The sequence below is a fragment of the Bacillus sp. SSR7 genome, from assembly GCF_055902415.1.
In genome coordinates, this window is sequence record NZ_JBVVXV010000015.1 from 125,498 (window position 1) to 152,019 (window position 26,522).

Below are 26,522 nucleotides of genomic sequence, written 5' to 3' on the forward strand. Positions count from 1 at the left end.
GAAGTTGAACACCCGTTAGAACGGGGCATAAACAACAATTAATAAATATATATTGATTAATTGTTAATCTTGTTTCTTATAGTTCATTGTAACTTATAAGAGAAATACAGCTAGAAGGAGTGGGAACATGAAGAATTTTAAAATGGCGTTATTAGCAATGGTACTAGTCGTTACTTCTGTACTATTTGCAGCTTGTTCTAACAAAGAAGAGAAGAAAGCAGATGCGAAAGATGCGAAGACTGAAGAGCGCACTGTACAACATGCAAAAGGGGAAATTAAAATCCCTGCAAATCCAAAGAAAATTGCTGACCTTAGTGGTTCAACAGAAGAATTATTAATTTTTGGTATGAAACCAATTATTACTGCTAATACATCTCAAGAAAAAATTGATGCACATATTGCAAATAAATTAAAAGACGTTAAACCAGTTGGCTCTGCTTGGGGCGATAAAATTAACATTGAAGCAGTAGCTGCTGCAAAACCAGATTTAATTCTTGTAAACAATCGTCAAGAAAAGATTTATGATCAATTATCTAAAATTGCACCAACAGTTATGTTAAAAACTCCATTAGACCAATGGCGTCCAAAATTCGAAGAAGTAGGTCAAATCTTCGGTAAAGAGAAAGAAACAAAAGAATGGTTCAAACAGTATGATGAAAAAGCAAGCAAATTACATGACAAAATCGTAGCGAAAACTGGCGATGCTACATTCATGAAGATGGCTGCATATCCAAACGCCTTCCGCGTATACGGTGACTACGGTTACGGTAGCGTAATCTTTAACGATTTAAAATTACCAGCAGTTAAAGGTACACCAACTGATAAACCTTTAGTACAAGTACAAAAAGAAGCTTTAATTGATTACAACCCAGATTACTTATTCGTATTTACGACTGGTGACGGTTCTCAGCGTCTAAAAGAATTCCAAGAAGAATCAATTTGGAAAAATATGAACGCTGTTAAAAATAACCACGTATTTACAATTAAAAATGAAGACTTAAACAAAGGTTACTTCCCGCTAGGTAAAGAAATGATCTTAGATGAAGTTGCTGCGTTCGTTTTAGGGAAATAATGTATAAAAAGAGATCACTTTTACCCCGGTAAAAGTGATTTTTTCTTTATATAAGGGCAATTAATATAGTCTTTCATTTCTTTCTGTTTCCTATTTCGTTTATAATATATAGTAAGAATGCAGTAAAGAAAGGGGGATGTCGGAAGGTGGTATATTTAAACGACAAACTCAGCGAAACAAAAGTGTTTAAAGACCCGGTACATAAATATGTGCACGTGCGCGATCGTGTTATTTGGGATTTAATCGGAACGAAAGAATTTCAACGCTTGCGCCGTATTAAGCAGCTTGGAACGACATTTTTTACATTTCACGGTGCAGAGCATAGTCGCTTTACTCATTCGTTAGGTGTATATGAAATTATTCGTCGTATGATTGATGATGTGTTTGATGGCAGGCCGAATTGGAATGCTGAAGATAGATTGTTATGTTTATGTGCGGCATTACTTCATGATGTCGGTCACGGTCCATTTTCTCATTCGTTTGAAAAAGTATTTTCATTAGACCATGAGAAATTTACGCAAAAGATTATCGTTGGAGATACGGAGATTAATCGCGTATTAAGTCGTGTGGATAAAGATTTCCCACAAAAGGTAGCCGATGTAATTGCGAAAACATCTACTAATAAATTAGCGATTAGCATGATTTCCAGTCAAATTGATGCAGATCGCATGGACTATTTATTAAGGGATGCGTACTTTACTGGCGTAAAATATGGAAACTTTGATATGGAACGTATACTGCGTGTTATGCGTCCGTACGGGAATCAAGTAGTTATTAAAAATAGTGGTATGCATGCTGTTGAGCATTATATTATGAGTCGTTATCAAATGTATTGGCAAGTATATTTCCACCCGGTAACGCGAAGTGCCGAAGTTATTTTAACGAAGATTTTACACCGTGCAAAATCATTGCACGAGAAGTATTATACATTTAAAAATCATCCGGTTCATTTCTATTCCTTATTTGAAGAAGAAGTAACAGTAGAGGATTATTTAAAGTTAGACGAGAACGTTATGTATTATTACTTCCAAGTATGGCAAGACGAAGAAGATCCAATTTTAAGCGATTTATGCCGCCGCTTTATGAATCGAAACCTATTTAAATACGTAGAGTTTACAGATAAGCATGGTTTAGATAATTGGATGGAATTAAGTAGTTTATTTAAAAAGATTGGACTCGATCCTGAGTACTATTTAGTTGTTGATTCGACATCAGACTTACCGTACGACTTCTACCGAGCGGGTGAAGAAGAAGAGCGTTTACCAATCTTACTTCTTATGCCAAATGGAGAGCTTAGAGAGCTTTCACGTGAATCGGATATTGTTGAGGCGATTACTGGTAAGAAGAGAAGGGATCAAAAATTATTCTATCCGCATGATTTAATCTATGAAGATGGAAGAAAAGGAAAATATAAAGAGAGAATCATCGAGTTACTAGAAGGAAAAAAATAAGAAGCAGCTAAGAGCTGCTTCTTATGAAAAAACTTGAAATTATTTGTCGCTTAAGCGTTTTCCGCCAACTGCATAATGGTTTTTAGACATTTCTTCGATGAAAACAACGATGTTTTCTTCAGGAGCACCAGTTGTTTCGCTTACTGCTGCTGTTACTTTCTCAGCAAGAGCTTTCTTTTGTTCTTCTGTGCGTCCTTCTAGCATTTTCACTGTTACGTATGGCATATATAATCGCTCCTTTTATGTAAGTTACACTCTTATTATAGCGGATTATGGGGAAGAACAATCGAAAAAACAAATAATTTCTTTTTTTGACATATGGAAGAGGAGATGAAACATGGATCAGTTATTTAGATACCCGTTGCACCAAATTCCTTTGGTAGCAATGGCCATTATTATTGCGTTATCAGTGCATGAATTTGCGCATGCATATGTAGCATATAAATTTGGAGACGATACAGCAAAGAGACAAGGGCGCTTAACTTTATCACCGATGGCACATTTAGATCCTATCGGGATGATTGCTGTATTAATTCTTGGTTTCGGTTGGGCAAGACCAGTTCCTGTTAACCCATATAACTTTAAAAGACCTCGTCTTGCAGGGGTATTAGTTTCAATTGCAGGACCGATTAGTAATTTAATTTTAAGTGCAATTGGTTTAATTATTTGGTATAGCTTATTAACATTTGGTGTATTAGACTCAATTCCATTTGCAGTAGCAGATACGTTAGCTCAATTTTTCCAGATTTTTATTATGTTGAATATCGTTTTACTTGTATTTAACTTATTACCAATCCCGCCACTTGATGGATATCGCGTAGTGGAGGATTTAGCACCAACAAATATTCGTGCGAAAATGACACAGTATGAAAAATACGGGGCAATTGCTTTATTAATTCTAGTTATTACACCGCTTAGCAATTACACAATCCAACCTATTTTTAGTGTTGTCATTCCATACGTATTTGCATTTTTAAACAGTATCATTGCGCCTATCTTTGGCCTTTTATAATCATTAAGTGAGGAGGAATATACATATGACAGAGAAAAAGAAAAAAATCGGTTTTAATATCGTGAAAAATGATTCAACAGATGGACATGGTGGATTTGGTGTTGGGGCATTAAGCTTAGAAAACATTTCACCTGTATTTGTTGATGTACTAGAGAAAACTGCATTCGTTGATATTGGTGCGATGCACGCGCGTAGTACAGTAGAAAAAGGTATTAAGTTTTTAACAAATAAAGATGAAGTTCCAAACGGAAAACCATACTGGCTTGTTTGGGTAACGATTGAAAGAACTGCGACAGGTGCGTATTACGCAGGTGTAACAGCTTGTGAAATGACAGTTGACCGTGAGATTCGCCGCGGATATAAATCACTTCCAGAGCACGTAAACAAAATGGATAAATCATTGAAGCGTCACATTATGGTTGACCATATGGACGAATCATCTAAAAAAGTACTTGGTACATTCTTAAAAGAACATAATGAAGCGATTTGGAACGAATCTAGCGAAGAATTGCGCCGTGCATTATTAAGTGAATAAAAGAAAAGGATGTCTCACTAGTCGATTGTTGACTAGTGAGACATCCTTTTTATTTTGGCTTGTTGTATGAAAATATATCAACGATTCGACAAGGAATATCGACTTACCGACAAAGAATGACAATATCAGGCTATTCCACGTTCAGTGAAATAGCCTGATATTCTACCAAGGAAGATATTTTTTCCACCAACTTGTTTTTTTCTTTTCTTCAGTTGTCTTTTCAAATTCCTCTTTATCATCAACGTGATCCATACAATATTCAGTTGGTTCTGTACCTTTTGCAAAATACATTTTCACTGAAATTGGGCAATTTTTTGTAGCAATTTTCCCGTTTTCAGGGTTAATATCAACTGCAACAACGTCACTGGGTTGTTTAAACTCTTTTTTAGGTTGTCCATCTAAGCCTTTCTCCATCGTATCGGTCCATATTCTTTTCGCATAGCCTTGTTCTGCTACGTTTGAAATTGATTTAGGTTGATCATATCCAACCCATACGCCAGTTACGATTTGCGGGGTAAACCCAATCATCCAACTATCTGTTTCAGTAGAGCCAGATTTTCCGGCATAGGTTCTTGATAGCTTAGATAACATTGATTGACCAGTTACGGCAGCATAACTGCTTAGTTTTTTATTAAACATGCCTGTCATCATTTCTTCCATCACAAATGCTTTGCTCTTATCAAGAACTTGTTTACTCTCCAAATGAGCATCGTATAAAATATTTCCTTCATGATCCATAATGCGGCGAATGAAAATCGGTTTTACTTCTTTTCCCCCGTTTGCGAACGTGCTATAAGCGTTAACCATTTCAATTGGTTTTACAGGAGATGTACCGAGCGCAAGGGAAGGGACGTCTTTTAATGCACTCTTAATGCCGAATTGCTTCGCCGTTTTTGTAAGAATGTCTTCGCCTAAAAATAAATTGGTTTTCACGGCATAGACGTTATCAGAGACCGCAAGAGCTTGCGCCATTGTTACAAAATCGTCTGCATAATAGTCTTTATAGTTTTTCGGTTTATACTTTGAAACACCGTCACCTAAAGTGAACACGGTGTATTCGCTTTTTAAGCGCGTAGCAGGGGTGAATCCTCGTTCTAATGCCGCATAATACAGGAATGGCTTAAATGTAGATCCAGGCTGGCGAGCGGCTTGTGTAGCCCTGTTAAATTGACTTGTATTATAATCAGTTCCACCAACAAGGGCAGCTACTTCCCCTGTTTTTGGATTCATAGAGACGAGCGCAGTTTGTATGTTTGTCGTGTCAGGTATGTGGTCTTTTACAGCTTGCTCTGCAACCGATTGTAATTTCGGGTCTAGCGTTGTATAAATACGCAAGCCGCCTTTTTGTAAGGCTTGCTCATCTAATCCGATATCACGAAGAAGAGAAGCTTGTACAGCATCTTGGAAATAAGGCGCGACCTCTGCTACTTTTTTCGTATCTAATGAAGCGAAAGTTAGTGATTCTTTCTTCGCTGAAGCTGCTTGTTTCTTCGTAATATAACCTTGTTCTACCATTTCATCTAATATAAGAGATTGTCGTTCTTTCGCACGATCTTCTTTTAAAAAGGGAGAGTAGACACTAGGTCCTTTTGGTATACCTGCAAGCATACTAGCTTCCGCTAATGTTAATTCTTTTGCTGTTTTATCAAAATATAGACGGGACGCAGCTTCGATTCCATAAGCACCATGCCCGTAATAAATTGTATTTAAATATCCTTCTAAAATATGATTTTTATTATAATTCACTTCAAGACGGATTGTGTACATTGCTTCTAATAGTTTACGTTTCCACGTTTTATCATGATCTAAGTATAGGTTACGGGCATACTGTTGTGTAATCGTACTAGCGCCTTGGACTTTTGCCATCGCTTTTAAATCAGCAACAATGGCACCAGCGATACGCTTCATATCAAAGCCATGATGTTTGTAGAACCTTTGATCTTCGATAGAAAGTGTTGCCTCTTTTACATAAGGAGAAATTTCATTGAGAGATACATTGTATCGTTTTTGTACCTCATTACTTTGTCCTATAACAGTGTCATCATTGGCATAAAAGACACTTGTTTGCGGGACAGCCACAGGAGGAGGTCCCATAATTTTTGCAACTATAATAATAACAAAAAAGGAAAAAACGAAAAAAAGAACAGAAGAAAACATTACGGTGAAGAAAAGACGTTTATATTTTTTAAGTTTCGGATTCATAGTTTGATCCATCTTTTTCAGCCCCTCATTCATACAAACATTATTGTATTAGTATTGAGGGTTTTCGATTATTTTAAACAATGAAATTTCGAAAACAAAGAGCCCCTTCAATTAAGAAAGGAGCTCAAAGGCACGTGCTGGCCAATCGGTAATAATGACATCTACGCCATAATCAATCATAGTTTGTAAATCTTTGTATTCATTAATTGTATAAGGGCGGAAAACATACCCTTGCTTTTGCGCGAGTTGAACAAATTCCTTTGTTAGTAGTTGAAAGTTTGGGTGTAAACCAGTTGCATCTCTATTTTTTGCTTCAGCGATAGGGTCAGCAAGTGGTGTATCATATAAAATTGCTCTTGGGATTTCAGGAGCTATTTCTGCTAATAATGAAACAGAGTCGTGATTAAATGAAGAGAATACAATTTGATTAGAAAGATGATATTCTCGAACGAGAGCAACAACTTTTTCTTCAATGTTTGGATAGTGAATGACGTCTGTTTTTAATTCAATATTGAGTTGTAAGCTTGTTGTAGATAACCAAATAAATACTTCTCGTAACGTTGGGATTTTTGCTTCATGGAAAGAAGGATCTTTATGGCTGCCGGCATCTAAAGCTTGTAACTCTTCTACCGTTTTTTCAGAAACAAGACCCATGCCATTTGTTGTACGATTGACTGTTTCATCGTGAATCACGACAAGTTCACCATCTTTGGATAGGTGGACATCAAGTTCAATTCCGTGGGCGCCAATGCGTTCAGCTTCTTGGAAGGCAATCATCGTATTTTCTGGATGTGTTCCTTTTACGCCGCGATGAGCGAAAATAAGTGGTTTACTCATGTGAAATTCTCCTTATCGTTTCTTTTCTTTCATTATGAAACTGCTTTTGAAAAAATACAATTTAATATGACAAACATTTACAAAAGTCTAACAGTTGCACAAAAGTTAACGTTAACGTAAAATGTAATAATCGAGTGAAGGGAGGAATAAACATGTATAAGATTGATGAAGTCACGAAACAAGTTGGTTTAACAAAACGTACACTTCGTTATTATGAGGAAATTGGTTTAATTCATCCTCCAGAACGTAGTGAGGGAAATATTCGCCTGTATACAGATGAGGATATTGCAAGAATCAAAAGGATTGTAGAAGCAAAAGAAGTGCTAGGAATTACGCTTCAAGAAATGCAACATTTCTTATCGTTAAAAGAAAGAATGGAGCAAAGAAGAAATAGTGAGAACCCTCGTGATCGTGAAGTAATTCAAGAAATTAAAGAGATGCTTGAGAAACAAGTGCAAACGCTAGACGAGAAAATGGAGCAAATGCAGCGTGTGAAGGCGGAACTTGAGGATAGTTTACACCGTGCAGTGACATTTTTAGAGAATACAAAAGGAGAGTAATCAAAATGGAGAGCAAACAAAAAATAGGGAGATTGATTACAGTGGTGGCTACTTTCCTTGCCTTTTCAGGTATAGGGGTAGTCGATCCAATTTTGCCGATTATTGCTGAAAAGATTGGGGCAACGCATTGGCAAGTCGAGATGTTATTTACAGCGTATATTTTAACGATGGCAATTATGATGTTACCAGCTGGTATATTTGCATCAAGATTTGGTGATAAAAGAATGATGACAATTGGTCTTGCGATCGTAACTGTATTTGCGTTTATATGTGGTGTATCGCAAACGATTGCTCAATTATCTCTTTTCCGCGCTGGATGGGGATTAGGAAATGCAATGTTCTTCGCAACGGCGATGACATTATTGATTGCATTAAGTAAAGAAGTTCATGAAGCAGTAGGATTATATGAAGCAGCCATCGGTTTAGGAATGGCGGGCGGACCATTATTAGGTGGTATATTAGGTGGACATTCTTGGCGTTACCCATTTTTCGCAACGAGTATTTTAATTTTCTTAGCATTTATTTTAGTTTTCTTTTTTGTGAAAGAACCAGAGCGAAAAGTGAAACGTAAAGCGGCAGGCGTAGGAGAATTACTTAACCTGGTGAAGTATAAACCATTTATGCAAGGCGCGATTTCAGGAATGTTATACTACTACGGATTTTTCGTTGTGTTAGCATATTCACCACTTATTATGCATTTATCTGCTATTCAATTAGGATTTGTATTTTGTGGATGGGGACTCGCGTTAGCTTACGGTTCTGCAATTTTAGCACATAAGCTAGAAGGGAAATATGAGCCGAAAACATTGTTAAAAGGCAGTTTACTCGTATTTTCCCTGTTCTTAATTGCACTATTCTTTGTGAAAATTATGTGGTTACAAATTGTATTAATTGTTCTATCAGGATTAGCATCAGGATTAAATAATGCATTATTTACAAGTTATGTAATGGATATTTCACCTTATGAAAGATCTGTTACATCTGGTGTTTATAACTTCGTTCGTTGGTTAGGTGGCGCAATTGCTCCAATCTTATCAGGAATCATTGGTCACACTGTTTCACCGCAAAGTCCGTTTTTAGTCGGTGGAATTGTTGTGCTAGTCGGTTGTGTAATGATTTTAATTCCGGTTCGAAAGTCGGTGGAAGTAGAGACAAAAGCCCTTTCTTAAGAAAGGGTTTTCTTTCCTATTACAGGGCAATCCCTTTTCGTATATATGTTAGAACCCTCTGACTAAAATATATTTTCGGTATTTTTGTACTTTTAACTATACTTTTTGGATGTTTTGTTTTATTTTTGTTAGGGGACATTAATGATGTCCCTATTATAAATTTGCATTGAAAGGCGTGATTGTACGATGGAACTATGGTTCACTGAAAAACAAACAAAACATTTTGGGATTACGGCGCGTATTAACCGCACATTACATACGGAGCAAACAGAATTCCAAAAACTTGATATGGTTGAAACGGAAGAGTTCGGAAACATGCTTATTTTAGACGGCATGGTTATGACAACAGAAAAAGATGAGTTCGTTTATCATGAAATGGTAGCGCACGTACCTTTATTTACACATCCAAACCCTGAAAACGTATTAGTTGTAGGTGGTGGCGATGGTGGTGTTATTCGTGAAGTGTTAAAGCACCCAAGCGTAAAGAAAGCAACTCTTGTTGAAATCGATGGAAAAGTAATTGAGTACTCTAAACAATACTTACCATCAATTGCAGGCGCATTAGACAATGAGCGTGTAGAAGTAAAAGTAGGAGACGGTTTCCTACACATCGCAGAAAGCGAAAATGAATATGACGTAATTATGGTAGATTCTACTGAGCCGGTAGGACCAGCAGTAAACTTATTTACAAAAGGTTTCTACGCTGGAATTTCTAAAGCGTTAAAAGAAGACGGTATTTTCGTTGCACAAACGGACAACCCTTGGTTCACACCAGAACTAATTACAACTGTGTTTAAAGACGTAAAAGAGATCTTCCCAATTACTCGTTTATACACAGCGAACATTCCAACTTACCCAAGTGGCCTTTGGACGTTCACAATTGGATCTAAAAAACATGATCCATTAGAAGTAAGTGAAGAGCGTTTCCACGAAATCGAAACGAAATACTACACAAAAGAATTACACAATGCAGCATTCGCATTACCGAAATTTGTTGGCGATTTAATTAAGTAAGGGAATCGTATTAAACAAATAAAGTGCAAGTAGCTCATTTAAGGTGTTTGTCCAGAAGACTTGAACATGCTAGCTACTTATACTCCTGTAAAGAAAATCGTCTTCTTGTTATGAAACAGAAGACCCGGTAAATCGAGAAAGAGGAGCAATGCGCTCCAAATTTGAGAAATAATGAAAGGTTGGGATACCTTAAGTTCCACATAAGGAGGAAAAGAATATGCGTTTTGATGAAGCTTATTCAGGTAAAGTATTTATTAAAAGTCATCCAAGTTTTGAAGAGTCAAAGGTAGTTATTTATGGGATGCCTATGGATTGGACAGTAAGTTACCGTCCAGGATCTCGTTTTGGCCCTGCACGTATTCGTGAAGTATCAATCGGTCTTGAAGAATATAGTCCGTATTTAGATCGTGAACTAGAAGAGGTAAAATATTTTGATGCGGGTGATATCCCATTACCATTCGGAAACGCACAACGCAGCTTAGACATGATTGAAGAATATGTATCAAAACTTTTAGATGCCGATAAGTTTCCACTAGGTCTTGGCGGTGAGCACCTAGTGTCTTGGCCAATTTTTAAGGCAATGGCAAAAAAATATCCGGATTTAGCAATCATCCATATGGATGCTCATACTGATTTACGTGAATCGTATGAAGGGGAGCCTTTATCCCACTCTACACCAATTCGTAAAGTGTGTGATTTAATTGGTCCGGAAAACGTATATTCTTTCGGAATTCGTTCTGGAATGAAGGAAGAATTTGAATGGGCGAAAGAAGTAGGTATGAACTTATATAAATTTGACGTATTAGAACCGTTAAAAGAAGTATTACCGAAACTTGCAGGACGCCCAGTCTATGTCACAATCGACATTGATGTATTAGACCCAGCTCACGCTCCAGGAACAGGAACGTTAGAAGCTGGCGGTATCACATCTAAAGAATTATTAGATTCCATCGTAGCAATTGCAAATTCAAATATAAATGTAGTTGGAGCGGACTTAGTAGAAGTAGCTCCTGTCTACGACCATAGTGATCAAACACCAGTCGCAGCAAGCAAATTCGTGCGGGAAATGCTGCTCGGTTGGGTAAAATAAAAGCGGAAGCGGCTCGCTCAGAATGTGAGGGGGATGGAGCTTCAGACGTAGAGGCGCTTTTTGCCTCGAAGGAAGAAGCGAAGCCACCGATCATTCTAGCCGCTGTAGCTGGATAAAATAAGAGCTCTCTATATGATTAGGGGCTCTTATTTTGTCGTTATGTGTCGGTAAGTCGATATGTCTTGTCGAATCGTCGATATAATGAAAAAATCATTGATATATTTTGAGTTGTGATCGATATATTTGAAAAATCGCCGATATAATTCGAGTTGCACTGATATATTTAAAAAATCGCTGATATAATTTGATTTACCGTCATACAACACAAAAAAGAGCTATTCCCAAACAACGGGAATAGCTCTTTTTCTTATGCAACCTTCTCTTCCGAAGTAATGCCGCGAATGTCATCAGCAGAGCGAATTGGATATTTACGGAACACGATTGATCCGATGTATCCAACAATCGTGGTAACGATTCCACATAATACAGCAGCAATTGTTACTTTTACAACGTCATTAAATCCGAATAAAACAAGAAGTCCTGGGATTGGTGATGCTGTTCCTGGTGCATTATTAACGAGCTGGAACAGAGATGTAATAATACCAGCAAGTGCACCGCCAACGAAGTTTGTCGCATAAATTGGAATCGGATTTGCTGAAACAACATCGGCTTGTGTTAAAGGTTCGATTGCTACAGCAATTGTGTCTTTCTTTGAACAAATCTTTAGTCGTTTAAAGAAAATAAAGTTCATTGGGGCTGAGGCTGCTACGGCAAGACTACCAATTGCCATTGGTAAACCTGTTAATCCAAGCATTGCAGTGAGTGCCATAGAACTCAGTGGAGAGGTAGAAATAACTGTTATTAATCCACCAAGCATAATACCCATGATAATAGGGCTTTCTGTAGTTGCAACTGAAATCATAGAACCGATTTTACCCAGTGTTGCGTTAACGAGCGGATCCATAAGCATTGCCATTCCGCGTGAGATTGGTGCAGCGATAAATAAAATTGCTAAAAACTCTACACCAGCCGGTAATTTTTTTTCGAGAAATTTCACGACGAAGGCACAAACGTATCCAGCGAAAAATCCTGGTAAAATACCGAATCCACTAGTAGCGATACCGATTAAAACAGCATATACGGGGGAAACACCAATTGCTAATGCGACTAAAATCGCTGCTGCGACACCGCTCATACTACCGGAAGCTTCTCCTACTGATTGTAAAAAGTCATTATGAAACATTTCTCCACCGATATAACGGTGAAATGCTTCAATAAGAAAGCTTGCGATTGCTGCATTAGCTAAAGCACCCATCGCCTTCATTCCGTAAGGCGCACGGTAACTGAAAAGTGTAAATAGACAAAGTACAACAAGTAATAGTGCTAAACCTTGCAAGATAGCCATTTGAAAACTGTCTCCTTTGATTTTTGTAATAAAAATTCGTATCATTCAATAATAATATAAAAGTTCATGAAACGGAAAAAATTTTTATTGGGAAATGGCTATAAGGTGAAAATGCCTTACAATAATGTAAGGAAAGTGTAAGACTTTTAGATAGAGTATAGTATGCCATTTTTCGTATAATACAAGTATAGATATATGACTAGGGAAAAAGAAGTGCAAACAGGAGGTTCATGTATGAAATTGGTAATTAAAGTTTTAGCTGTATTCGCCATTATTCTAGGTGGAACAGCGTATTATTTGAACACAAAAACAGAAGGTGTACATGCTTTTGTAGACAACTTCTTTTCAAATAAAGAAATACAAGATTATTATGCGGTGATAGATAAAGGTGAGAAAAAAGACGGAGAATACTTGTATACTTTTAAAGGGTATACAGAAGACGGGAAGTTACAGGTTATTAAAAGAATGATGAACCGTGAATTGCATACGGGTGCTTTTATAAAAATTTATGCAAAAGGTATGCAAGGAAAAGGATGGGCTGAAATCCCGAAAGAATCAATTCCGCAAAAAGCGTTGGAAAAAATAGAAAAACGATAAAAGGAGCGACTCATTCGCCCCTTTTTTAGTGCGTTAAAATAGTAATAGATGTTTTTTCTTTGTTAGAAATGATTTTTACACGTCCGCCAATTGGAAAAGTGAAAATCGGGGTTGTATGACCGAAACTTGCGTTTGCAATGATAGGGATATGTGCAAGCTCAGGCTTTGAAGCAATCATTTCTTGCATGTCTTCTATCGTACATTCTGCACCTTTTTGCATCTTTCCTATAACGATGCCTTTTACATGTTCAAAATCTTGTTGCTGCATAAGAGAATGTAAATATCGATCAAAAGTTTTAAGAGTAGCTCTCCCAGTTAAACTATCCTCTTCAAGAAATAAAATTTTATCCTTTAAGTTTGGCATATATGGTGTACCTTGTAGCAAGTTTAAGGTGCTCATATTACCACCAATAATCTCTCCAGTTGTTTCGCCTTCGTGAATCGAAACATATCCTTCATTCTTAATAAATTCTCGATTTTCCTGATCAATGTACCAAGAATCATCACTCCATGTTTCAGATGGTAGGACTTCAATAGGATCAGTAGAAGTTAAGCATTGTAAAAAGTAATCGTTCGTATACTCGAGACCTTTCTCCATTCCAAATGAAGAGAAATGGGGTCCTGAATATGTAACGAGTCCTGTTTTTGCGTAGATGGCATTATTTAAAGCGGTAATATCAGAATAACCACAGAAGAACTTCGGATTTTCTCGAATTAAATTATAATCGAGGTGTTTCAATAAACCGTTAGAGTTGTATCCGCCAAGTGTCGTCAAAATGGCTTTTACATTCGGGTCTCTAAATGCTTCGTGAAGGTCTTGAACGCGTGAAGAAATAGAAGAGGAAGCAAATTTGTCTATTTCATCAGCATATGTTGAAAATGTAACGTGAAAGCCCATGTCGGTTAACCTTTTTACAGCAAGCTTCCTGTTTTCAGTTGAGACAATACTTAAACTACAAGATGGTGAAATAACTCTAATTTCATTACCTTTTTTCAATTTTGTTGGTAGCACTTCATTCACCTCTTTAAATGAAAGAATATTTAGATTTAAAAAATATTTTATCATATGAAATAAAGTGAAAGTGAATTATTTTTTGAAATGGAGTTTTCCTGATTTTTCAGCAGACAGACAGAGGTTTTTTTTGATATGATAGGAAAAGTGATTTATTATAAGTAGTATTTAATATCTATAACATTTGAAAGGTGTGCAAGACGTGGAGAAACAACTTGCAGGCTTGCCGGTACACGTTCATTTCGTAACAGAAATCCGTGAAGGGGCGAGGAAGGAAACCGTTGCTTTTGAAGCAAATGGTCAATACTATGTAAAAGGTCAAGGTACATACGTAACATTCCAAGAGCCGAACGAACAGGGCGAAGTAAAAACAATTATTAAAATTCAAGATGAACAAGTTCTCATTATGCGTTCAGGTGCTGTTTCTATGCGTCAAACGCATGTGAAAGGTGAATGGACAACTGGTACGTACACGAGTGAACTTGGTACGTTTGCATTGCAAACAAAGACTGATAACGTTCTTTTTAAATGGTCGGATGAAAAGAAAAAAGGACAACTCTTCTTAACGTACGCATTGCTTCTAAGTGAACAAGAAGCTGGCAGATATACAATTACGATCAATTTGAAGGAGGCAAAATAATGAATTCTTTAGAACAAGTAAAAGGATTAATTAAAGAAGAAATTCAAGCTGCTGTATTAAAGGCAGAATTAGCGACAGAAGAACAGATTCCAAACGTTGTATTAGAATCTCCAAAAGATAAGACAAATGGTGACTTTTCTACAAATATGGCAATGCAACTTGCACGCGTTGCAAAGAAAGCACCTCGTATGATCGCAGAAGAATTAGTTGCAAACTTCGATAAAGCAAAAGCTTCTATTGAAAAGATTGAAATCGCAGGTCCTGGTTTCATTAACTTCTACATGGATAATAGCTACTTAACAGACTTAATCCCAACGATCGTTAATGCTGGTGAAGCTTACGGTGAAACGAATACTGGTAAAGGTGAAAAAGTACAAGTTGAGTTCGTATCTGCGAATCCAACAGGTGACCTTCACTTAGGACATGCACGTGGTGCAGCAGTAGGTGACACGTTATGTAACTTATTAGCAAAAGCAGGATACGATGTATCTCGTGAGTACTACATTAATGATGCTGGTAACCAAATCCATAACTTAGCTCTTTCTGTTGAAGCTCGTTATATGCAGGCTTTAGGCTTAGAGAAAGAAATGCCAGAAGACGGATACCATGGTGCGGACATTATTGCAATCGGTAAGCGTTTAGCTGAAGAGTTTGGCGATCGTTATGCGAAAGCTGATGAAAAAGAAAGTTATGAATTCTACCGTGAGTACGGTTTAAAATATGAGTTAGCAAAACTTCAAAAAGACTTAGAAAGTTTCCGTGTTAAATTTGATGTATGGTTCTCAGAAACATCATTATACAAAAACGGAAAAATCGATCAAGCTCTTGCTGTATTAAAAGAGCGCGATGAGATTTTTGAAGAAGATGGGGCAACTTGGTTCCGTTCTATGACTTACGGTGATGATAAAAACCGTGTATTAATTAAAAACGACGGTTCTTACACGTACCTAACGCCAGATATCGCGTATCATCGTGATAAATTAGAGCGTGGTTTCGATAAGTTAATCAACATTTGGGGTGCTGACCACCACGGTTACATTCCTCGTATGAAAGCTGCTATTCAAGCGCTTGGTTACGATAAAGACACGTTAGAAGTAGAAATCATCCAAATGGTACAACTGTACCAAAATGGTGAAAAAATGAAAATGAGTAAACGTACAGGTAAAGCAGTCACACTTCGTGAGCTTATGGAAGAAGTAGGCGTAGACGCAATGCGTTACTTCTTTGCAATGCGTAGCGGTGATTCTCATTTAGACTTCGATATGGACTTAGCTGTATCAAAATCTAATGAAAACCCAGTATACTATGCACAATACGCTCACGCTCGCGTATGCAGTATCCTTCGCCAAGGTGAAGAATTAGGATTAGCTACAGGCGGAGACGTGAATTACAAACTTGTTACTTCTGAGAAAGAAGTAGAGTTACTGAAAAAACTTGGTGAATTCCCAGCAGTAGTTGCGGATGCAGCACAAAAACGTTTACCACACCGTATTACAAACTATGCATTTGAATTAGCAGCAGCATTACACAGCTTCTACAATGCAGAAAAAGTATTAAACCAAGATAACTTAGAATTAAGTAAAGCTCGCTACGAGTTAATGAAAGCAGTACGCACTACACTTCAAAACGCATTAGCAATCGTAGGAGTATCTGCACCAGAAAAAATGTAATTAAGAAAAGCGGAAGCGACTCGTTTAGAATAGGAGGGGGATGGAGCTCCTGACAGAGAGGCGTACTTTGCCTCGGAGGAAGGCGCGAAGCCACCGAGTATTCTAGCCGCTGGAGCTGGACAATAAAGAAAAGCGGAGCCGACTGTTTAGTCCCGAAGGCTAAGGTTCTTTCCCACAGAAGATGCATTTTATCTTCTCGTGGGGAAGGTTCTTAGACGGAAGGGGCTAGGAGGCAGAGCTAGACATAAAGAAAAGCGGAGCCGATTTTTCGCTTTCAGTAAAAGGCAATCACACGATGTTGTGATTGCCTTTTTGTATGGAGATAATAAAAAAATAAAATTTTTATCAAACAAAAGGAGAATTTGCGTCGTCTTATATAAATGACAGGAGGTTTCCGATGGAAGAAAAGGTAGAAGAATTAATTGATATATATAAGCAGCAAATATATTCCTTATGCTATAAGTTAGCGAAGACGAAAGAAGACGCGGAGGATATTTTTCAAGAGACGTGGATAAAGGTTTTTTCATCGCGGCACCAACTTTCTTACGTGGAGAATTATAAAAAGTGGATTACTACAATTTGTGTTCGTACGTTTTATGATTTTTATCGTAAGAAAAAAAGATGGAAAGATCGTGTATTGGATTTATTTCATAAAGAAGATGGGGGAGAAATAGAGCATGCAGATGATGTGAATATATCAGAAGAATTTATTCAAAAAGTCGAAGCAGAAATGATACGAGAAGTTATACAGTTATTAAATGAAAAATATAAAACAGTGCTCGTACTCTACTACTATGAACAATATTCTTACAAAGAAATGAGTGAAATATTAAATATACCAATTGGTACGGTGAAATACCGCCTTAATTATGCGAAGAAGCAAATGCGAGAACATTTGGAGGGGTTCGTTTATGAAGGAAGATAAATTTGATCAAAAGATAAAAAGTAGTTTAGCGGGAGAGATGATTCCTAGCGAAGAGCTAATAAATAATACGAAGCAGGGCATGCAAAATGCTCGGAAATTAGAGAAGAGATGGGTTATTTTCATTCATGCTATTTGGATGATTATATTAACAGTCACCCTAGAGCAGTTTATTAGTCATTTGGATCATAAAATAACTATCATTATAACGATAGTTATTATGATGCACCTATACATTCCTATATATGTTGTCATACAGTCATTTTTAAAGAAGGAGTATAAATTACATGATAGAGTTCGATAATCCATTTGTAGTATTTGAGATAGCTGGGATTACAATGTTTTTAGCTTTTATAGCACTTTTAGTATGTGTAACATCATGGGTGTATACAGATGCGAAAACGCGTGGAATAAGTAAGTGGTGGAGTGTTGTAGTGATTATATTGCCGTTTTTTATTGGAGTTTTGTTATATATGATACGAAGAAGTAACAAGAAAATAGAAGGAGAGCATACGATGAATGCTATGAAAAAACAAAAGATAACATTAGTTGTCATATTTGCCAGTGCGATGTTTGTATTACTGAGCGGCTTCGCTTTCGTTCAAACGTTAGATAATATGTGGAGAGCTGGTGATATGTATTTAGAGAGTGAGCAACAAGGAGAGACAAGCTATGAGGCAAAATTCTCATCATGGGATATTGCTGGGAAAGATATTGAACTTGAGTATGCAAAAGACACAGAAGTAACATTTTCCTATGAGACAGATGCAAAACGTGGGAATTTATGCTTTAGCTTGTATGAAAGGCAAGGAGAAGGTATAAGAGAGTTAAAGGAGATTTGTGAATCGAAAACAGGTACTTTTAAAGCTACATTGAAAGCGAATGAAAAGTATGTATTTAGTATAAGTGGTTTAATGGTGAAAGATGGTTTTGTAAAAGTGAATTGGGAAACAAAATAAAGGCCCTTGGGAAGGGCCTTTATTTTATCGGATTGTATACGTAACCGAAAAGCTAACAGGACTATAGTAAACATAAGGTGCATGAAATTGAACGTACATATTGCCATCTGTTTTTGCAGTGAAAATTCGGCCGTAGCCATCAGAATAACGTCCAATAAGGTTATGATTTGAGTCATAAACACTGTAACTAGGGGTTTTGCTGTTAGGTTGAATTGTTAACTCTTGTCCCTTTTGAAGGAAAACAGGTTCTTGTTCAGAACTACTTCCAGTTTGCAAAGAATAAAATTTTGTAAAGCTTTGTTCTTGAGTAGCGGCAGCAGCCTTTGTTTCAGGAATAAACGCGGTAGCACCAGTAATTCCTGCTAAAGTTAATGCACCGGCTAAAATCATTTTTTTCATAGTAGAAAAGCCTCCTTAATTGTTGTAATCGTTTTCGTTACAGTTAATATTGTATACGATAATGAGTAGGAGAAAATATGCTTTTATGCATATGTATTTTTTCTCAATAAAATGTCACCACTTTAAAATGAGTGATTTTTGCTATAACTAATTGTTTTTTCTTTTGGACTGACAAAATAAGATGGATAAAGACTTTATTATATGTTTTTTTATTTTAATTAATTTATATTGAGAAATAGAAAAGTGCAACCTGAATTATTTGCATATTTTTAATGAGGATATAGATGTTATTACTTTTAAAAGAAAGGTGGTTTTTTCTGAAAAACATAAATATATAATGTTTTGTAAATTAAGGAGAATTCTATGAGGGTGGTCAATCTTAGCCAGAATATGATATGTAAAATAGGATGATTGGTTAACCTAAAGATACCTTATAATAATGAAGTAAAAATGGGGAACAACAATTAACTATTGATTTTTGGTAACAATTCTAGAATAATAGACTATGGAAAAAATTTGTTGTTTTTTGGGGGAATTACGAAAAAAGGCATGTCTGTATTATTTATTGATGAAATGCTAATAGGGAATGTTGTAATTGCTTTAAGTCATGTTATTACAATCAAGGTAAGTGTACTTAAATGTATAATCTACCTAACAACTGAGTAGGTAATCCTCAAAACTTCGTATTTAAAGAGTTAGGGATTTGGTGCTAATCAACTTGGTTTTTTAGATTCAATAAAAATAATGAGGAGATATACACCTCTTATTTTTGATTTAACATCACTTATATATATAATAATACATAAATGTATATAAGTATATATAAATATTTTATTATTCGTAAAGAAATTAAAAATTCTTAGCGTATAGATAATATATAGGTTTATTTTAATTTTTTGACATAGATCTAGAATCAGATCTATCAGGAGAAACCCTTTTTCTCGACACCCATTTATATACTCCAAAAATGAAAAGACTGATTCCCGTATTTCTGCAAAATTCACATGAAATCAGTTGGAAATCACAATCGTTTTTATTTACCCCCAAACTTGTTCCACTTTATTCAGATTTGGAGAATATTTCTTTTATCTTCATAGACAAACAATACTTCGTCCGTAATATTTTAATCATATAGCGCTGATGTTAAGATATTTTTTGCATCAATTTATTTCGGTATTTAACTAAATATTAAATGTTTTAATACATGGACATTATCAGCTGTACTTATGATGACAGAAAGCTTATCTTCTAATGATATCCTGTAAAATATGAGTTTTTAACTCGTTCCATATTTATAAGCTTTTTTGCTGGTATGCTGAATGCGACTATAATCCGTACTTATCGTTCTTTTTTCAGAACGATAAGTATGGAAGTTGATAGAATGCATATTTGCTGTGAAGTAGTTAGTCTATATTTGCCCGCACTAAAATCTTTTACACATAGAATAAGCATTTTATAATTCCTAAGGCACAAAAAGAAGAATGGTTGTCATGAGTTTCGTCTGGAATGCGTTTTAAATCATTTTTTTCTAATTTTAAATGTATTCCAGTATCTGTCGTCTATATGTATTTATTATTTAAACTTCTTTATTAAGGTTTATCTATGTTTCTATTAAAAAATATAGGTTAAAAGTACATAATTGTAGGCGTGTTGAAAATGTTAGATACACTTATAAAAAATCAAGTTTCAAGTTGTTAAGTAGTAGTGAAGGAGGAAGAGAGATCATAATAGCTATTAAAAATACGTAGGTGAGATAGTTGGATAATAGAATTTTTGACATAACATGTTTGTACCAGAAACTATTTATATTTTAAATTATGGGGAGGCTAACATAGAGTATGTATTTGAAGAGAATTACTTCAATTTTTTCGATTATAATGATTTTCATGTTTACTATAGGCCAGAGTCTTTTACCTATCGTAGCAAATGCACAAGAATTAAACACAGCAGGAATTGTGGATAGTTTTAAGATTGATAAAACAGATCTTTATGTCGGACAACGGACTAAAGTAACTGTAAACTTTAGTGAAAAAGATGGCCTTAAGCTGAAGTCTGGAGACACACTGACATTAACACTACCTCCAGAATTAAAAGGATTAAATACAGAGTTTTTATTAGATGATTATGGTACTTGTAAAGTCACTGCAGGTACTGTGGTATGTACATTTAATGATAAAGTGAGTACACATCAAAATATTAAAGGGTATTTAAACTTTTTTATAGAAGCTGCTAATGTAGGAACGGATGAAAAGAAAGAGATTGAAACCAATTTTGGTACAAATGTAGATAAGCAATCTGTAACAATTACCGGCCCAAGCAGTGGAGGGGGTACAGATCCTGGAAAGCCACCATTTTTTTATAAAACTGGTGATATGAACTCAGGTAAGAGCGATGAAGTACGTTGGTTCTTGAATATAAACTTGGCTAAAGAAGAGTTAAGTCGTGATATTGTTGTGACTGATAATTTACAGGAAGGTCAAACACTTAATAAGGATAGTTTCTATATAATTGTAGATGATCATATAGGTCGTCGATCTTTAACGCTACAAGAGCTTGAAAAGCAAGGTTACGGGATGATTACCTTTACTGGAGACAAATTATTTAAAGTTGTGCTTAATAAGGATAAAGCGCGTCTTGCCTCCTTTTCAATTGGTTATACATCTACTATAACGGAAGCCGGGAAGAAGCAAGATTTCTTTAAGAATGATTATACGATTGATTACCAAGTTTTAAACGGAGAACCGGTTACTGAATCGGGTACTCATCCAGTCGAAAATATGACAGCTGGGGGTGGTGCTGAAGGTAACGTGACTCCAAGAGGAACACTAAAAATTGTGAAGCATATTGAAGGGGATGAAGAAAAAGTAATCCCAAATGTTTCGTTTAAGTTATATAAAGAGCCTAATGAACAAGTTGGAGATATATATACAACAGATGAAAAAGGGATAATTGAAATCCCTAATTTACAACCAGGTAAATATTATGTGAAAGAAGTTTCGGCTCCAGACTATATTGATTTCGATCCTCAAGCAAAAGTGAACTTTGAAGTTAAATCAGATGCTGTAAATGGAGTTAAGTTGCTAATTCCGAATAAAGTGAAAACGACATCTATTGCAGGGACGAAGACGTGGAAAGACGATAACGAGAAAGATCGTCCAAGCTCGATTAAAGTAGACCTACTACAAAATGGGAAAGTGTTAGACACGAAAGAAGTAACAGCGGCAGATGGTTGGAAATACAAATTTGACAACCTAACAGTCTATGATGCAAATGGAGTAGCGTACAAGTATGAAGTAAAAGAAAAACCGATAGATGGATACACAACAGAAGTAAATGGTTATGACATTACAAATACAAAAGTGGTACAAACAACAAAAGTAGAAGGAACGAAAACATGGAAGGACGGAAATGCGGAAGGTCGTCCAACGATGATTAAAGTAGACTTACTAAAAAACGGTAAAGTGATTGCGACGCAAGAAGTAAGCGAAGCAACAGGCTGGAAATATGAATTTAAAGATTTGGCAATAAACGATGCAGACGGAAAAGCATATAAGTATGAAGTGAAAGAACAAGCAGTAGACGGATACGAATCCAAAGTAAATGGTTATGACATCACGAATACAAAAGTAGGCAAGACATCAGTTGCAGGAACGAAGACATGGAAAGGTGGCACAGAGGAAGAGCATAAAGCCATCAAAGTGGACTTACTACAAAACGGTACAGTGATTGCGACACAAGAAGTAAGCAAAGAAACAGGTTGGAAGTATGAATTTAAAGATTTAGTAGCGTTCGATGAAAATGGAAAAGCATACAAGTATGAAGTGAAAGAACAACAGGTAGATGGATACGAATCCAAAGTAAATGGTTATGACATCACGAATACAAAGGTAGGCAAGACATCAGTTGCAGGGACGAAGACGTGGAATGATAACAATGCGTCAGATCGTCCGAAAACCATCAAAGTAGATTTAGTACAAAAAGATAACTCACAAGCACAAAAAGAAACAGTGATTGCGACGCAAGAAGTAAGTGAAGCAACGGGCTGGAAGTATGAGTTTAAAGATTTAGCAGCGTATGATGAAAATGGAGTAGCATACAAGTATGAAGTGAAAGAACAAGTAGTCCCAGGATATAAATCCAAAGTAAACGGTTATGACATCACGAATACAAAAGTAGGCGAAACAAAAGTAGAAGGAACGAAAACATGGAAAGACGATAACGCAACAGATCGTCCAAGCACAATCAAAGTAGACTTACTACAAAACGGTAAAGTAGTAGATACAAAAGAAGTAACAGCAGAAACAAACTGGAAGTATACGTTTGAAAAACTCCAAGCATACGATGCAAACGGAGTAGCATACAAGTATGAAGTGAAAGAACAGCCAGTAGCTGGATATGAATCCAAAGTAAGTGGTACTGACATCACAAATACAAAAGTAGGCAAAACAAAAGTAGAAGGAACGAAGACATGGAAAGACGGAAATGCAAAAGACCGTCCGACAATGATCAAAGTAGACTTACTACAAAACGGGAACGTGATTCAAACACACGACGTACTAGCAGTAATGGGTTGGAAATATATATTCGCAGATCTAGAAGCATATGATGCGGAAGGAAAGGCTTACGAGTATGAAGTGAAAGAACAGCCAGTAGCTGGATATGAATCCAAAGTAAGTGGTACTGACATCACAAATACAAAAGTAGGCAAAACAAAAGTAGAAGGAACGAAGACATGGAAAGACGATAACGCAACAGATCGTCCAAGCACAATCAAAGTAGACTTACTACAAAACGGTAAAGTAGTAGATACAAAAGAAGTAACAGCAGAAACAAACTGGAAGTATACGTTTGAAAAGCTACAAGCATACGATGAAAATGGAGTAGCGTACAAGTATGAAGTGAAAGAACAGCCAGTAGCAGGATATAAATCTGAGGTAAAAGGTTATGACATTACGAATACAAAAGTAGCGGAATTGACAGTAGAAGGAACAAAAACGTGGAACGATAACAACGCAACAGATCGTCCAAGCTCGATCAAAGTAGACTTACTACAAAACGGTAAAGTAGTAGATACAAAAGAAGTAACAGCAGAAACAAACTGGAAGTATACGTTTGAAAAACTCCAAGCATACGATGCAAACGGAGTAGCATACAAGTATGAAGTGAAGGAACAGCCAGTACCAGGATATGAATCCAAAGTAAATGGTACTGACATCACGAATACAAAAGTTGGCAAAACAAAAGTAGAAGGAACGAAAACATGGAAAGACGATAACGCGAAAGATCGTCCGGAAATGATCAAAGTAGACCTTTTACAAAATGGTACAGTGATTGCGACGCAAGAAGTAAGCAAAGCAACAGGCTGGAAATACGAATTCAAAGATTTAGCAGCGTATGATGCAGAAGGAAAGGCATACAAGTATGAAGTGAAAGAGCAAACAGTACCAGGATATGAATCCAAAGTAAGTGGTACTGACATCACAAATACAAAAGTAGGCGAAACAAAAGTAGAAGGAACAAAAACGTGGAACGATAACAACGCAACAGATCGTCCAAGCTCGATCAAAGTAGACTTACTACAAAACGGTAAAGTAGTAGATACAAAAGAAGTAACAGCAGAAACAAACTGGAAGTATACGTTTGAAAAGCTACAAGCATACGATGAAAATGGAGTAGCGTACAAGTATGAAGTGAAAGAACAGCCAGTAGCAGGATATAAATCTGAGGTAAAAGGTTATGACATTACGAATACAAAAGTAGCGGAATTGACAGTAGAAGGAACAAAAACGTGGAACGATAACAACGCAACAGATCGTCCAAGCTCGATCAAAGTAGACTTACTACAAAACGGTAAAGTAGTAGATACAAAAGAAGTAACAGCAGAAACAAACTGGAAGTATACGTTTGAAAAGCTACAAGCATACGATGAAAATGGAGTAGCGTACAAGTATGAAGTGAAGGAACAACCAGTAGCGGGATACCAATCTGACGTACACGGTTATGACATCACAAATACAAAAGTAGGCGAAACGAAAGTAGAAGGAACAAAAACGTGGAACGATAATAACGCAACAGATCGTCCAAGCTCGATTAAAGTAGACTTACTACAAAACGGTAAAGTAGTAGATACAAAAGAAGTAACAGCAGAAACAAACTGGAAGTATACGTTTGAAAAACTCCAAGCATACGATGCAAACGGAGTAGCATACAAGTATGAAGTGAAGGAACAGCCAGTACCAGGATATGAATCCAAAGTAAATGGTACTGACATCACGAATACAAAAGTAGGCGAAACGAAAGTAGAAGGAACAAAAACGTGGAACGATAACAACGCAACAGATCGTCCAAGCTCGATCAAAGTAGACTTACTACAAAACGGTAAAGTAGTAGATACAAAAGAAGTAACAGCAGAAACAAACTGGAAGTATACGTTTGAAAAACTCCAAGCATACGATGCAAACGGAGTAGCATACAAGTATGAAGTGAAGGAACAGCCAGTACCAGGATATGAATCCAAAGTAAATGGTACTGACATCACGAATACAAAAGTTGGCAAAACAAAAGTAGAAGGAACGAAAACATGGAAAGACGATAACGCGAAAGATCGTCCGGAAATGATCAAAGTAGACCTTTTACAAAATGGTACAGTGATTGCGACGCAAGAAGTAAGCAAAGCAACAGGCTGGAAATACGAATTCAAAGATTTAGCAGCGTATGATGCAGAAGGAAAGGCATACAAGTATGAAGTGAAAGAGCAAACAGTACCAGGATATGAATCCAAAGTAAGTGGTACTGACATCACAAATACAAAAGTAGGCGAAACAAAAGTAGAAGGAACAAAAACGTGGAACGATAATAACGCAACAGATCGTCCAAGCTCGATTAAAGTAGACTTACTACAAAACGGTAAAGTAGTAGATACAAAAGAAGTAACAGCAGAAACAAACTGGAAGTATACGTTTGAAAAACTCCAAGCATACGATGCAAACGGAGTAGCATACAAGTATGAAGTGAAAGAACAGCCAGTAGCTGGATATGAATCCAAAGTAAGTGGTACTGACATCACAAATACAAAAGTAGGCAAAACAAAAGTAGAAGGAACGAAGACATGGAAAGACGATAACGCAACAGATCGTCCAAGCACAATCAAAGTAGACTTACTACAAAACGGTAAAGTAGTAGATACAAAAGAAGTAACAGCAGAAACAAACTGGAAGTATACGTTTGAAAAGCTACAAGCATACGATGAAAATGGAGTAGCGTACAAGTATGAAGTGAAGGAACAACCAGTAGCGGGATACCAATCTGACGTACACGGTTATGACATCACAAATACAAAAGTAGGCGAAACGAAAGTAGAAGGAACAAAAACGTGGAACGATAACAACGCAACAGATCGTCCAAGCTCGATTAAAGTAGACTTACTACAAAACGGTAAAGTAGTAGATACAAAAGAAGTAACAGCAGAAACAAACTGGAAGTATACGTTTGAAAAACTCCAAGCATACGATGCAAACGGAGTAGCATACAAGTATGAAGTGAAAGAACAGCCAGTAGCTGGATATGAATCCAAAGTAAGTGGTACTGACATCACAAATACAAAAGTAGGCAAAACAAAAGTAGAAGGAACGAAGACATGGAAAGACGATAACGCAACAGATCGTCCAAGCACAATCAAAGTAGACTTACTACAAAACGGTAAAGTAGTAGATACAAAAGAAGTAACAGCAGAAACAAACTGGAAGTATACGTTTGAAAAACTCCAAGCATACGATGCAAACGGAGCAGCGTACAAGTATGAAGTGAAAGAACAAGCAGTAGCCGGATATGAATCAAAAGTAAGTGGCACTGACATCACAAATACAAAAGTGGGCAAAACAAAAGTAGAAGGAACGAAGACGTGGAACGACGGAAATGCAACAGACCGTCCGACAATGATCAAAGTAGACTTACTACAAAACGGGAACGTGATTCAA

At 36.5% G+C, this 26,522-nt stretch carries 21 protein-coding genes; 15 read left to right on the plus strand and 6 right to left on the minus strand.

What is annotated here, in order from left to right; translation table 11 throughout:
- Positions 1-127: 127 nt before the first annotated feature.
- Both AC0NJG_RS22550 and AC0NJG_RS22555 read left to right on the plus strand, forming a co-directional pair.
- Entirely contained in the window at positions 128-1,072 is a 945-nt protein-coding gene (locus AC0NJG_RS22550) for an ABC transporter substrate-binding protein (RefSeq protein WP_087955199.1), read from the plus strand.
- Positions 1,073-1,218: 146 nt separating this feature from the next.
- Positions 1,219-2,523 (plus strand): HD domain-containing protein, encoded by a 1,305-nt coding sequence (locus AC0NJG_RS22555; RefSeq protein WP_000262739.1) that lies wholly within the window; start codon positions 1,219-1,221, stop codon positions 2,521-2,523.
- A gap of 39 nt (positions 2,524-2,562) precedes the next feature.
- Here AC0NJG_RS22555 and AC0NJG_RS22560 read toward each other — a convergent pair whose 3' ends face one another.
- Positions 2,563-2,748, minus strand: coding sequence for a 2-hydroxymuconate tautomerase (locus AC0NJG_RS22560; RefSeq protein ID WP_001147171.1), 186 nt, complete (start codon positions 2,746-2,748; stop codon positions 2,563-2,565).
- A gap of 112 nt (positions 2,749-2,860) precedes the next feature.
- On the opposite strand from AC0NJG_RS22560, the gene AC0NJG_RS22565 reads away from it, so the two are divergent.
- Together AC0NJG_RS22565 and AC0NJG_RS22570 are read left to right on the plus strand one after the other, a co-directional pair.
- The gene (locus AC0NJG_RS22565; RefSeq protein ID WP_087955197.1) at positions 2,861-3,535 is read left to right on the plus strand and encodes a site-2 protease family protein; all 675 of its coding nucleotides are present in this window, start codon (positions 2,861-2,863) and stop codon (positions 3,533-3,535) included.
- A gap of 25 nt (positions 3,536-3,560) precedes the next feature.
- Positions 3,561-4,070 (plus strand): YwhD family protein, encoded by a 510-nt coding sequence (locus tag AC0NJG_RS22570; RefSeq protein ID WP_000136687.1) that lies wholly within the window; start codon positions 3,561-3,563, stop codon positions 4,068-4,070.
- Between the two features lie 162 nt (positions 4,071-4,232).
- Here the strand turns inward: AC0NJG_RS22570 and AC0NJG_RS22575 are convergent, their stop codons facing one another.
- Positions 4,233-6,284, minus strand: coding sequence for a transglycosylase domain-containing protein (locus tag AC0NJG_RS22575; protein ID WP_474063462.1), 2,052 nt, complete (start codon positions 6,282-6,284; stop codon positions 4,233-4,235).
- 99 nt (positions 6,285-6,383) lie between these two features.
- Positions 6,384-7,109: a glycerophosphodiester phosphodiesterase gene (locus AC0NJG_RS22580; RefSeq protein WP_087995302.1), complete on the minus strand. Its 726-nt coding sequence runs from the start codon at positions 7,107-7,109 to the stop codon at positions 6,384-6,386.
- A gap of 152 nt (positions 7,110-7,261) precedes the next feature.
- On the opposite strand from AC0NJG_RS22580, the gene AC0NJG_RS22585 reads away from it, so the two are divergent.
- From AC0NJG_RS22585 to speB, 4 genes are all read left to right on the plus strand, one after another.
- Positions 7,262-7,669 (plus strand): MerR family transcriptional regulator, encoded by a 408-nt coding sequence (locus tag AC0NJG_RS22585; RefSeq protein WP_000276566.1) that lies wholly within the window; start codon positions 7,262-7,264, stop codon positions 7,667-7,669.
- Positions 7,670-7,674: 5 nt separating this feature from the next.
- Entirely contained in the window at positions 7,675-8,838 is a 1,164-nt protein-coding gene (locus tag AC0NJG_RS22590; RefSeq protein ID WP_474063463.1) for an MFS transporter, read from the plus strand.
- A gap of 186 nt (positions 8,839-9,024) precedes the next feature.
- Positions 9,025-9,852 carry a polyamine aminopropyltransferase gene (gene speE / locus AC0NJG_RS22595; RefSeq protein ID WP_000424696.1) on the plus strand — a complete coding sequence of 276 codons (828 nt, stop codon included), beginning with the start codon at positions 9,025-9,027 and terminating at the stop codon, positions 9,850-9,852.
- A 217-nt stretch (positions 9,853-10,069) separates the two neighbouring features.
- Positions 10,070-10,942, plus strand: a complete 873-nt coding sequence (speB, locus tag AC0NJG_RS22600) for an agmatinase (protein WP_001209831.1) — start codon at positions 10,070-10,072, stop codon at positions 10,940-10,942.
- Positions 10,943-11,309: 367 nt separating this feature from the next.
- Here the strand turns inward: speB and AC0NJG_RS22605 are convergent, their stop codons facing one another.
- Positions 11,310-12,347 carry a PTS sugar transporter subunit IIC gene (locus tag AC0NJG_RS22605; protein WP_087955192.1) on the minus strand — a complete coding sequence of 346 codons (1,038 nt, stop codon included), beginning with the start codon at positions 12,345-12,347 and terminating at the stop codon, positions 11,310-11,312.
- A 234-nt stretch (positions 12,348-12,581) separates the two neighbouring features.
- On the opposite strand from AC0NJG_RS22605, the gene AC0NJG_RS22610 reads away from it, so the two are divergent.
- Positions 12,582-12,944: a YxeA family protein gene (locus tag AC0NJG_RS22610; RefSeq protein WP_016719024.1), complete on the plus strand. Its 363-nt coding sequence runs from the start codon at positions 12,582-12,584 to the stop codon at positions 12,942-12,944.
- A gap of 25 nt (positions 12,945-12,969) precedes the next feature.
- Here the strand turns inward: AC0NJG_RS22610 and AC0NJG_RS22615 are convergent, their stop codons facing one another.
- Positions 12,970-13,956: a S66 family peptidase gene (locus tag AC0NJG_RS22615; RefSeq protein ID WP_474063464.1), complete on the minus strand. Its 987-nt coding sequence runs from the start codon at positions 13,954-13,956 to the stop codon at positions 12,970-12,972.
- Between the two features lie 202 nt (positions 13,957-14,158).
- On the opposite strand from AC0NJG_RS22615, the gene AC0NJG_RS22620 reads away from it, so the two are divergent.
- The 5 genes from AC0NJG_RS22620 to AC0NJG_RS22640 all read left to right on the plus strand — a co-directional run bounded on the left by AC0NJG_RS22620 (position 14,159) and on the right by AC0NJG_RS22640 (position 18,147).
- Complete coding sequence (locus AC0NJG_RS22620) at positions 14,159-14,596, plus strand: YwiB family protein (RefSeq protein ID WP_000414867.1); 438 nt, start codon at positions 14,159-14,161, stop codon at positions 14,594-14,596.
- The gene (gene argS, locus AC0NJG_RS22625; protein WP_087955190.1) at positions 14,596-16,266 is read left to right on the plus strand and encodes an arginine--tRNA ligase; all 1,671 of its coding nucleotides are present in this window, start codon (positions 14,596-14,598) and stop codon (positions 16,264-16,266) included. Before AC0NJG_RS22620 ends, argS begins: the two co-directional genes overlap by 1 nt.
- A 397-nt stretch (positions 16,267-16,663) precedes the next feature.
- Complete coding sequence (locus AC0NJG_RS22630) at positions 16,664-17,191, plus strand: RNA polymerase sigma factor (RefSeq protein ID WP_000391655.1); 528 nt, start codon at positions 16,664-16,666, stop codon at positions 17,189-17,191.
- Positions 17,178-17,492 carry an anti-sigma factor gene (locus AC0NJG_RS22635; protein ID WP_087955189.1) on the plus strand — a complete coding sequence of 105 codons (315 nt, stop codon included), beginning with the start codon at positions 17,178-17,180 and terminating at the stop codon, positions 17,490-17,492. Before AC0NJG_RS22630 ends, AC0NJG_RS22635 begins: the two co-directional genes overlap by 14 nt.
- Entirely contained in the window at positions 17,476-18,147 is a 672-nt protein-coding gene (locus AC0NJG_RS22640; RefSeq protein ID WP_474063465.1) for an anti-sigma factor, read from the plus strand. The genes AC0NJG_RS22635 and AC0NJG_RS22640 overlap by 17 nt, the downstream gene beginning before the upstream one ends.
- A gap of 24 nt (positions 18,148-18,171) precedes the next feature.
- Here AC0NJG_RS22640 and AC0NJG_RS22645 read toward each other — a convergent pair whose 3' ends face one another.
- On the minus strand, positions 18,172-18,546 hold the full coding sequence (locus AC0NJG_RS22645) for a hypothetical protein (protein WP_001980635.1): 375 nt from the start codon (positions 18,544-18,546) through the stop codon (positions 18,172-18,174).
- A 1,838-nt stretch (positions 18,547-20,384) separates the two neighbouring features.
- On the opposite strand from AC0NJG_RS22645, the gene AC0NJG_RS22650 reads away from it, so the two are divergent.
- Positions 20,385-26,522, plus strand: a 6,138-nt coding sequence (locus AC0NJG_RS22650; RefSeq protein ID WP_474063466.1) for a Cna B-type domain-containing protein, incomplete at its 3' end; no start/stop codon positions are given.